Below are 10,800 nucleotides of genomic sequence, written 5' to 3' on the forward strand. Positions count from 1 at the left end.
TCAACCAGCTTGAACAACGGCGCTGTGCGGATGCGCTTCGACGGCCGGTGGTTCGGTGGTCGCGTATTGTGCACACCCGAACATGACGCCTGCGACACCCAAATAGGCGAGGGCGACAACCGGTGATTGAGCGAAGCCGATCGCCTCCCCATGCATGAATCCGAAGAATGTGAACACGGCACCAACGAGGGCAAACACGCCTGCCTTGTGAAATGATCGGTCGATCACGAACACGGCGATCGATGTCAGCACCAGCCCGCCGAGAATCGCGCCACCGCCGATGACCTGTAGCCCGTGGTAGAGGACGCCGACCTGACCGAGTTTGTCGAGTCCGACGGCGGCAACATTGGTACCGGCGGCACCCAGCGCGCCTTCAATCTGCAGTTTGCCCCATGCGGCGACATGCGGGACCAGCCCGAGGATGATGGCCGGCGCGTGAGTGCGCGGCGTTTCCAGGAAGGCTTGCGAGCCGATCAGCATGCCGATGTAGAGCAGGATCGGCGCGATAGCTACAACCGGGATGAGTGCCATCATGACTGAAATGATGCCGAACCATGCCAACACGATGACCAGCATGCCGGTTGCTGCTGAATAGCCGATGCGACCGCCGATCGCTTTCCAGCCCGGCTGGCCGATGTAGACGGCGAGGATGAACGGATTGCCCATCAGGCAGCCGATCAGGCTGATGATGCCGTCGGCGGTGAGTACGCGCGTGGTCGGAAAACTGTCGCCGGCTGCGGCGGCACTTTCGACATTGTCGACGGCTTCCACCAGATCGTAGATCCCGAACGGGATGGCGGTGACCAAGATGATGCCCAGATATTCAAAACCGGCAAATACGTGACCGAGTGAGGGTATTGGAACCGAAAAACCAAAATTCGAGAAGGAGCCGACCAACTTGTCTAGGGTCATCCCGCCATAGTTCAGACCCAACGCAGTGGAGCCCCACGCAATCAGGGTGCCGAAAGCAATGGCCACCAGCCCCGCCGGGATGCCCTTGAAGTAACGCACTCCGCCCAGCCAGCTGACGAGGATGATTGCGAAGCAGATAAGCCCGATCAGCGGCGTCATGAACATTTCCAGAGCCGGACGCATGGAAATGAACGCAATGGAAACACCGGCCAGTGTCCCGAGCAGTGCTGCGCGGGGTGTGACTTTGCGGATCCATGGTGCAATGAAGCCGCCGATCATGAGCACGAAGCTCTGAACGAACACCCAGGTCAGGCCTGCTTCCCATCCCTTGATCGGATCGCCGGTTTGCAGGGCAATCGGCAGCATGATCACGAATACCACCACGAACATATGTGGCACACTGGTGCCTGAGGGGAGGGCGGTGACATCGTTGCGTCCGGTTGTCTTGGCTAGTTGATACGCGAGCCATGCGTAGTACATGGTACTCATGAACAGCATTAGACCGCAGGCCGGAAGAATGCGGCCGAAGACGAGGTTGTCCGGCATCTTCAGCACAAATCGCAGCAGGCCGGTGAGGACCAGCAGATTGAGCAAGATATTGGTGCCGAATCCGAACAAGGCGTTCCAGTCTCCGGGTACCCAGATGGCAGGCTTGCTCGCGGTCATAGTCGCCTCCTCCTCACATTGCGCCGCACCTGTGGCGTGCGCGTGATGGTGTGGTATGCGCTTGGCGTCGACATCGCAAAAAGTGTCCTGACGATCGCCGGCTCGGAATCCGTCGATGTTGGAGTTCGGAAAGAATCGGGGATCGGTGGTCGTGGTGCATCGGTGCTGCTCAATGGCTCCATTGCATGCAGGACGATGCGAACGTTCGCAGCCTTGTCAGGGCTGTCTCTACTGAGGGGAAACCGGATTATAGGTCTCGCCCATCAGAAAGGCTAGAGAAAGGCCAGGGTAAGAATTCTTGGCCGCACACGTCATACCGACCATCGAGCCATTGCTTGCTACTACATGACGACAACTAAGTTTCAATTCGGAAGAGACTGCGCACTCAACTTCCGTGCGCGTATGCAAGCCGCCGGACGAGCGAACCTTTCATTGACGCCTCTATTCACGGTTGTGTATAAACAAAAGCGGTTAGTAAGCGGTTCCTTTCCGAGGGCAGAGGTATGGCAACGCGCGAGTTTCATGATGGTGCCAGTGACGGGTTGGAAGCGCTTGAACCGCTTGATCCCGACAAGATCACCTCGTTCACCGATTTGCTCGAAGCCATGGGCAAGACCGCCTTCGGGGGACGGCATCTCGGCAAAGCGTTCGACGTACTCCGGGCAATGATCGAGGACCCTGACTGCCACGTCGTCATGACGTTGTCCGGTGCGATGACGATCGCCAAGATGGGGAAGATCATCACGAAGATGATCGATGAAGGAATGGTGCAATGCATCATCTCGACCGGAGCGCTGATGGCTCACGGCCTCAGTGAATCGGTCGGCAAGACGCATTACCGGCATGACCCGTCGATGAGTGACGAAGAGCTCTTTAGGAAGGGGTACAATCGCGTCTACGATACGCTGGAAATGGAAGCGAACCTGAATTATGTCGAGCAGGTGGTGACCCAGACGTTGAAACGTCTCGATCACGATCGGCCGCTTTCATCAGAAACCCTGACAAGGGAACTCGGCAAGACGTTGGCGGAGGAATTCGGCGGCGACGGAATCCTGAAAAGCGCTTACCTGAAAAAGGTGCCCGTGTTTATTCCTGCGTTCACCGATTCAGAGGTAGGACTCGACGTGGGAACGTGGGCGATGGCGCGGGAAGTTGATCGGGCACGATCACGTGCAGGACAAGGAGGTGACTTGGCCGTCTTGCGAGCCATTCATCAATCTTGCCCGTCGTTCAATCCCTATCTCGATCTCAATAGCTATGCGGACCATGTTCTTTCGGCCAAACGACTCGGAATTTTTACGATCGGAGGGGGCGTCCCACGGAACTGGGCTCAACAGGTCGGACCCTACATCGAAATCGGCAATCTTCGTTTGGGGCTCACCGTGAAACCCCCGCGATTCCATTACGGAGTGAGAATTTGTCCAGAGCCGGACTATTGGGGTGGTCTCAGCGGCTGCACGTATCAAGAAGGGCTTTCTTGGGGAAAATTCGTCACACCGAATGACGGGGGACGATTCGCTGAAGTGTTGAGCGATGCGACGGTGGTATGGCCCCTGTTGATGATGGGGATTTTGGAGAAAAAGAAAGCCGGGGCTGTGGATCGGGTGGGCGATCGATGATGGGGCGACGATTGATTCAGTCTATCATTTGCGGTGGCCTCTTGTGGTGCTCCGTTGTCTTTGCCGGGGATTCGCTTGAGGCCGATGTTCGGATGAGGGGACAAGCGAATGCGCCTGTGACGTTGATCGAATACTCAGACTTCACATGCGGATATTGCTTGAAATTTTTCAAGGATACGTGGCCGCGCATCCAGGCCCGCTATGTGGATACCGGGAAAGTGCGATTCGTCTATCGAGATTTCCCTCGTGCGGATCAGGGCCCGGGTGTTGACGCCGCCACGGCGGCGCGCTGTGCCGGCGCGCAGGGAAAATACTGGGCGATGCACGACCGCTTGTTTGCCGAAAGAGGCCGACTCGACAAGGACGTCTATCTCCGGCATACAGCGGCACTCGGTCTTGATCAGTCCGCGTTTGAACGGTGCGTGAAGGACGGGCGATACAGCAAATCGATCTTTGAAGATCGGCAGGAGGCCAATCGGTGGGGGTTTCATGGAACTCCGGGCTTCATTCTCATGAAAACGGCCAGTGAGCCGACGGACAAAGAGCCGGCCGTCGCGATCCCCGGAGCGTTTCCATTCGAGATGTTCGCGGAAGAGATTGACCGGCTTCTGGCAAGTGTTCAGCAGTAGGAAGATGGCGCCGGCGACGGGTAAATGGGTGGGTATTAATGATAAGGTAGGTAGAAGTCCCTCGGTCCTGAGTCCTGTTCGTAATCAAAGGTAAGGTGGCTTATGACTTCGACGCAATCGTTCTGGCCCGTCTCCCATCGCGACGATGACTTCTGGGTGTGTATGTCGTGCCTGACGGAAGTCTTCTACAGAAAAGTTCCGATGCCGGATTGTCCGTCCTGTCACGGCGTTTCAACCTACGAAGGGTTTACCTTGGAAGCCATTCGTGATTGGGGCACAGAGGAGCTGATTGCGAAGGCCGTGACCGCGCAAGAGACGGCCGCCTCTTCCCAGCCTACCGTTCAATCCGCTGCTCCGGTCGAAGCGGCGGATTAATACTAACATCTGTCATGGACTCCAGCGAGTCTTCCAGTGCAGGAATCACGTCCGTTTCTGGTTCACGGTCAATGGAAGCACGGCGAGGCCGCGGCCTCTGTCGTTGATCCGTTCACCGGACAGCTCATCGCCGAGGTCGCCCAGGCGACGGAGGCCGATGTGGACCAGGCCATTGCATCCACCTACAGTGCGGCTGCGACCATGGGGCAACTCCCGTCGCATGCCCGATATCATATTCTCCAACAGATCGCCGCGCTGATTTATCGACGCCGAGACGAGTTTGCCCGGACGATCACCATGGAGGCGGGCAAGCCGATCTCCGATGCCAAGCGTGAAGTCAGCCGGGCGGTGCAGACTTTTACCGTCGCAGCCGAAGAAGCGAGGCGTATCGCGGGTGAGGTTGTGCCCCTGGATTGGACGCCCGGCTTCGATACGCATTTGGGTGTGCTGCGCCGTTTTCCGATTGGTCCCGTTCTCGGCATTACTCCGTTCAACTTTCCGCTGAATCTTGTGGCGCACAAAGTGGCGCCGGCGCTGGCTTCCGGCAATTCAATTCTGATCAAACCGGCTCCGCAAACTCCTTTAACCGCCCTCCTCCTTGGCGAGGTTGCGATGGAGGCGGGACTTCCTGCGGGCGGGCTCAATGTGGTGCCGTGCGACAATGTTCTTGCCGAGCGGATGGTCGTGGATCCGCGGTTCAAGTTGCTCAGTTTCACGGGAAGCGCCTCGGTCGGATGGATGTTGAAGGCAAAGTGCGGGAAGAAAAAAATAACACTGGAGCTCGGCGGCAACGCCGGCGTTGTGATCGAGCCGGATGCCGACATTGAACTTGCGGCACAGCGTTGCGCCGCCGGAGGATTTGGGTACGCCGGCCAGACGTGTATTTCGGTGCAACGAATCTTCGTTCACCATTCGATCGCCGATTTGTTTACGACCAAGCTCCTCATGCATGTCGCCCGGTTAAAGACCGGAGATCCGAACGACGAGACGACGAGCATCGGCCCTCTCATCGACCACGCGGCCGCCCAACGGGTGGAAAGTTGGATCGGCGAAGCTGTGACAGAAGGGGCGCGCGTCCTGTTGGGAGGCAAGCGGATGGGCTCCTTGATGGAGGCGACGGTACTGTCGAATGTGAAGCTCGACATGAAGGTCTCGTGCAACGAGGTGTTTGGACCGGTCGTCACCGTCACTCCGTATCGTCAATTGAGCGAAGCCGTGGCACTGCTGAATCAATCCGATTTCGGGTTGCAGGCCGGCATTTTCACGCAGGACATCAACAAGGTTTTTTACGCCTTCCGTCATGTGGAAGTCGGCGCCGTCTTGGCGAATGAAATTCCCACGTTTCGAGCGGATCATATGCCCTATGGAGGCGTCAAAGATTCCGGATTAGGGCGAGAGGGTGTTCGCGCGGCGATTGAAGATATGACGGAGCCGCGGTTGTTGATCATGAACCTCAAAGAGCCGTCGGGCCAACCCGAAAAAAGTGTCTAGAAGATATTGCGAAGCCAGTCCAATCTTGCTACAACAGGCGCCCGATACTGTGATGATCTGGTCCGGTTTGTTTGTCTGGCTGGCCGCTTTGCAACACGTCACCAAACAACCTCCGAACAACCAGAACGCTCGCTTACCAGACGAAAGGGGAGATGATGGTACCTACGCATATGTTTTTAACGAGAGGGGTGGGGGTCCACAAAGAAAAATTGGCCTCCTTCGAAGAAGCGTTGCGTAGCGCCGGTGTGGCCTATTGCAACCTCGTCAGCGTCTCTTCCATCCTTCCACCGAATTGTAAAATCATCCCCCGAAAGCGCGGTGAAAAGCTGTTGAAACCCGGAGAGATTACGTTTTGCGTCATGGCCCGCTCCGAGACCAACGAACGAAACCAACTGGTTTCGGCTTCGGTCGGCCTCGCCAAACCCACTGATCGAGGTACCTATGGGTATCTCTCAGAGCATCATGCTCACGGTGAGACGGATGAGGAAACCGGGGAGTATACGGAAGATCTCGCCGCACAAATGCTGGCGACGACGTTAGGAGTTGAATTCGATCCGAATGTCGCCTGGAAAGAGCGCGAACAGGTGTTCAAGATGGGCGGAAAAATCGTGCGAACGCTGAATATCACCCAGTCGGCAGTCGGCAAGAAGGGGAAGTGGACAACGGTCATCGCGCTGGCGGTCTTCATTCCGGCTGAGAATGTGCCCAACCGCTCTCGCAAGTAACGACCTGTCGGTCTTGGCTGTATTGGTCAGCCGTAGCCGCCGGGTAAGGGAAGAGAAGAACGCATGACGCTTCCCTCGGGTTGGGAGGGGCCGGAGCACAATTTCCTGGGGATCGACGAACCCTGGTGTCATCCGGACCAAGCCGGCGTCTACGTGCTGCCGGCTCCCTACGAACACACCTCCAGTTACATTCAGGGATCAGACCGCGGCCCATCCGCCATCCTGGAAGCTTCGAGTCAGGTTGAATTCTACGACGAACAGCTGCGGTTTGAGCCCTATCAAGAATGGGGCGGGATCGCGACGGCGTCGCCCTTGGATCTCAAGGGGAAGGTCGATCGTGCCGCCGTCGATGCGATCGAAGCGTTTGTCTCACCGCACGTTGGAGCCGGGCGGTTTTTGGTCACGCTGACGGGTGAACACACTGGTGCGCTGGGAGCCATTCGAGCCCACGCGAAACGATACCCTAACATGACGGTCGTCCAGATCGATGCGCACGGCGATCTGCGGAATGCCTATCAAGGTAACCCGTTCAGCCACGCCAGTGTCATGGCGCGGGTCGTCGAAGATGGCTTAGCATTGGTGCAGGTGGGAATCCGATCGATCAGTCAGGAAGAGATCGCACGTATTGACGCCACGGACCGGATCAAGACATTTTTTGCTGCAACAATCCTTGACCCTTCGGGTTCGTATGAAGGCAAGGCGGGAAAGTGGATTCCTGACGTGGTCGCCGCCTGTCGAACGCCGGTCTATTTGACGTTCGACTGCGACGGATTGGATGCGTCGATCGTTCCTGCGCTTGGAACTCCGGAACCAGGCGGTCTCGGATGGTACGATACCCTCAATCTCGTCACGGCGCTTGCCAACGGGCCGGGCATCGTGGGGATGGATGTCAGCGAGATCGCTCCAATCGAAGGGTTTGTGGCGCCACAGTTTTCCATCGCGCGTCTGATCTATCGCATCCTGGGTCGAGTCAGGGCCGGACGTCGCGTGCACTAACGATCCGATCACTTGTCATTCATCCTGTCGTCTCGTGGATCACACCATCCGCATCAATAAGTTCTTTACCGAGCACGGGATCTGTTCCCGGCGCGAAGCTGACCGATTGATCGAGTCAGGCGCCATCACGATTAACGGCAGGGTCGCCAAACTCGGCGACCAGGTAGCGCCTGGCGACATCATTGCTCGTGAAGGCAGGGTGATTCTCTGGGGCAAAGCAAGTATTTACATCAAGTACCATAAGCCGGTCGGCGTCACGACAACAAGTGAGTCGCACATTCCTCGGAACATCATTGCTGAAATCGGTCATCCGGAGCGGATTTTTCCGATCGGGCGGTTGGACAAGGATTCATCCGGTCTCATCTTGCTGACGAACGACGGCGACATCGTGAATGAGATTCTTCGTGCCGAATTCGGACACGAACGAGAGTACCTCGTGCAGGTCGATCGTCCGTTCGACCAATCCTTCTTGGATCATCTGTCGCGTGGCGTGGTCATTCTTGGAAGCAGGACGAAGCCCTGCCGGACGAGGCGCGTGGAGCGTGATCAGTTTCGCATTATTCTGACGGAGGGACGCAATCGGCAGATCAGGCGCATGTGCCGGACACTAGGTTATCGAGTAATGACGTTGCACCGAACGAGGATCATGCATATTACTGTCGACGGGCTGAGTGCCGGGAGTTGGAAAGAACTCACGAGTCCGGAGCGGGAGGAACTCCTGAGAGCGGTAGGCCGGCCTCAGGTCTGACACGTTTCTTCTCGTGGAAGCCCAATTGACGGCTAACTGAGCAATTCGCGACGGGCGGTTCGGACAAGGGCGAGAACAATCGGGTGTTTCAGCCGCCGCTCCACGGTGATGGCGTAGAAGTGCTGTTTGAGCCCGTCCGCTTGGCCGACCACCTGCACTCGATATTGGCGACAGATTTCCTTCTCGATCACCGATGCGCCGGGAAAGATCCCATGCCCGTCCTGTCCGAACGCTTTCAATGTCGCGCTGTCGTCGAACTCTCCCACAATGTTGGGTTGCATTCCGTAGTTGACCAGCCATTGGTCCAATAGCCGCCGAAGCATGGCGTTGGAGGTAGGAAGGAGTAATGGCGCGTCGCGAAGCGATTGGGGAAACCCACGGCGATACTGCGAGGCCAGCTTTGCCGTGGCAAACAGTGTGACTCCCGATTCGCCCAAGGGGTGGTTGTACGTGTGCTCTTTGATGCCCGGCGGGGCCGGTGTGTCGGCGATCACCAGATCCGAACGATGGGCGGCCAGATCGGTCAGGAGTTGGCGCAATTTATCCTCGTTGCAGATCAACCGCGTCGGCCGATACAGCTTCAAAGCCGATTTGAGGAGCTGAGTCGCCAACGGTTTCGGCACCGCGTCCGCAATGCCGACGACCAGCCGTGTCGGATGTCCATTGCCCTGCCCCTTCACCGTGTTCATCAGCTCTTGACCGGTCGCGAAGATGTCCTCCGCGTACTTGAACACGAGCTGGCCCATCTCCGTCAGCGCCAGCTGGCGGCCGGACCGGATGAATAACTTCTCTCCCAACGTATTTTCCAAGAGATGGATCTGTCCGCTGATCGTGGGCTGCGCCAGGCGGAGTTCCTCGCAAGCTTTGGTCACGGTCCCGTGCTTAGCGACAGACCAGAAATACAGCAGGTGGTGATAGTTCAGCCAATCCATATGGCCCTAGGCCTCGAATTAGGGAAGATACTATACATCGGATTAGCCGATAACTCCAATCCGTTTTATCTATTTTGAAAAATAAGCGGGAGATTGTTACTGTGGGCGCCGTCCGCCACCTGATGTGAAAGGAGCATCCCTCATGATCGCTCTGGTGTTGGCCATTGTGACTCTTCTGCCAACGACCGCACTGGCGGAACCGGTGATCGACTCGAGTGCCGTGCAAGCGCAGTCGACTCGCACCGCTCCACTGACTATCGGAGAAGTGCTGGCTCGCATCGAGTTGACGCATCCGCTGCTTCAGGCGATGGGAGCTGAGCGCTCGAAGGCCCGGGCGAAAATCCTCAAGGCGCTCGGGGCCTGGGAGCCGTTGGTCAAGAACTATACACAGAACGAACGCTATAGCACCTGGAACCTCACGACGGCGTTCGACATTCCGAGTCAACATAATGCGGGATATGCCGACAGCACGGTTCAGGTCGGGCATCCCTGGGGTATCACGGTCGAAGGCGGGCTCCGCAGCGGTTTCGGCGATCGCGGCAACTCCAGGATTGCTTATCCCCCTGATCTGCTGGCCGGCTATCAACAGCAGCATTTCTACTACGGTGGGTCGGTCCATATGCTTCGAGGCTTCATGGTCAACGAAGAGAACGCCCAGTTTCAACAGGCCGAACTCGCGGGGCCGCAAGCGGAGATCAAAGTGGCGCAGAAGCGGCAAGATCTCTATCTAGCCGGAGCGGTGCAGTACTGGGATTGGCAGGTGGCCGTCAAGCAAGCGGATGTGGTGAAGCGCGCCTTGGGCGTTGCCGAAGAGCGCTTGGTCCAGGTCGAAGGGTTGGCCAAGGGCGGGAAGGTCGCGCCGCTCGATGTCGTCGAAGCGAACCAAGAGGTTCAGAAGCGGCAACAGGCTGCGATTGCCGCGCAACGGAAGGTGGAGTATGAGCAGTACAAGCTGTCCCTCTTCCTCTGGGAGAACGGCGAGCCGGTGACCCCGCGACCAGAATGGGCGCCGGAATTCCAGAGCGAAACGCCGCTCCCGACCAACGACGAGGTCGCGGCCTATAAAGTCGAAGCGAAAGAATCACGGCCGGAAGTGCGGGACCTCTACATCGAGGCCAAGATAAACAATATCGACATCAAGCTCGCCAAGAACAAACTGCTCCCGACGTTGGATCTTGAGGGGGGGCCGACCAAGGGCGTCGCGGACTGGATTGTGGGACTCGGGTATCGGGTCGGCATTCACACTGAGATGCCGCTGTTCCTGCGGGAAGCGCGTGGGAAGATCATGGCCGCGGAAGTGAGCCAGCAACAATTGGCGTTGAAACAGCTATATACCGAGCAGCAAGTCAGCTTCGACGTGGATAACTGGCTCTCGGCTCAAGTGCGCGCCAGAGACCGGGTGACGGCGGCGACGGAAGCCCTGCGGTTGGCCAAGACATTGGAAGAAGGTGAGCGCACAAGGTTCAACATGGGGGCCACCACCGTGTTATTCGTGAACCTCCGTGAGCGCCACGTGGTGGAATCGGCGTACCAGCTGTATCGGGCGCAGGCCGACTACGCCGTGTCGCGTGGAGGGATGCTGTGGGCCAGGGGAGCTTTGTCGAAGCCGTGGGCCGAAAGCGAGTTGAGTAAGTACGGGAACCCGCTGACGGCGGCGGGGATGAACGGCTACAAACAACCGGGCCGCGATTAATCCGGCATAAGGAG

Annotated in this window: 10 protein-coding genes; 8 read left to right on the top strand and 2 right to left on the bottom strand. The window is 57.7% G+C overall.

Annotation, left to right across the window (positions count from 1 at the left end):
• Positions 1–1,578 (bottom strand): regulator, encoded by a 1,578-nt coding sequence (locus tag H8K04_01265; protein ID UVT16224.1) that lies wholly within the window; start codon positions 1,576–1,578, stop codon positions 1–3.
• Positions 1,579–2,081: 503 nt separating this feature from the next.
• On the opposite strand from H8K04_01265, the gene H8K04_01270 reads away from it, so the two are divergent.
• The 7 genes from H8K04_01270 to H8K04_01300 all read left to right on the top strand — a co-directional run bounded on the left by H8K04_01270 (position 2,082) and on the right by H8K04_01300 (position 8,161).
• Positions 2,082–3,197: a deoxyhypusine synthase family protein gene (locus tag H8K04_01270; GenBank protein UVT16225.1), complete on the top strand. Its 1,116-nt coding sequence runs from the start codon at positions 2,082–2,084 to the stop codon at positions 3,195–3,197.
• On the top strand, positions 3,194–3,826 hold the full coding sequence (locus H8K04_01275; protein UVT16226.1) for a thioredoxin domain-containing protein: 633 nt from the start codon (positions 3,194–3,196) through the stop codon (positions 3,824–3,826). Before H8K04_01270 ends, H8K04_01275 begins: the two co-directional genes overlap by 4 nt.
• Before the next feature lie 102 nt (positions 3,827–3,928).
• Entirely contained in the window at positions 3,929–4,201 is a 273-nt protein-coding gene (locus H8K04_01280; GenBank protein UVT16227.1) for a hypothetical protein, read from the top strand.
• Between the two features lie 36 nt (positions 4,202–4,237).
• On the top strand, positions 4,238–5,692 hold the full coding sequence (locus H8K04_01285) for an aldehyde dehydrogenase family protein (protein UVT16228.1): 1,455 nt from the start codon (positions 4,238–4,240) through the stop codon (positions 5,690–5,692).
• A 152-nt stretch (positions 5,693–5,844) separates the two neighbouring features.
• The gene (locus tag H8K04_01290; protein ID UVT16229.1) at positions 5,845–6,417 is read left to right on the top strand and encodes an arginine decarboxylase, pyruvoyl-dependent; all 573 of its coding nucleotides are present in this window, start codon (positions 5,845–5,847) and stop codon (positions 6,415–6,417) included.
• A 63-nt stretch (positions 6,418–6,480) separates the two neighbouring features.
• A complete protein-coding gene (gene speB / locus H8K04_01295; protein UVT16230.1) occupies positions 6,481–7,413 on the top strand; it encodes an agmatinase in 933 nt (310 codons plus the stop codon).
• A gap of 46 nt (positions 7,414–7,459) precedes the next feature.
• The gene (locus tag H8K04_01300; GenBank protein ID UVT17824.1) at positions 7,460–8,161 is read left to right on the top strand and encodes a pseudouridine synthase; all 702 of its coding nucleotides are present in this window, start codon (positions 7,460–7,462) and stop codon (positions 8,159–8,161) included.
• 32 nt (positions 8,162–8,193) lie between these two features.
• Here the strand turns inward: H8K04_01300 and nhaR are convergent, their stop codons facing one another.
• Positions 8,194–9,093: a transcriptional activator NhaR gene (gene nhaR, locus H8K04_01305; protein UVT16231.1), complete on the bottom strand. Its 900-nt coding sequence runs from the start codon at positions 9,091–9,093 to the stop codon at positions 8,194–8,196.
• A gap of 142 nt (positions 9,094–9,235) precedes the next feature.
• On the opposite strand from nhaR, the gene H8K04_01310 reads away from it, so the two are divergent.
• A complete protein-coding gene (locus H8K04_01310; protein UVT16232.1) occupies positions 9,236–10,786 on the top strand; it encodes a TolC family protein in 1,551 nt (516 codons plus the stop codon).
• Positions 10,787–10,800 lie beyond the last annotated feature (14 nt).

The organism is Nitrospira sp. (genome assembly GCA_024760525.1).
Lineage (GTDB): Bacteria > Nitrospirota > Nitrospiria > Nitrospirales > Nitrospiraceae > Nitrospira_D.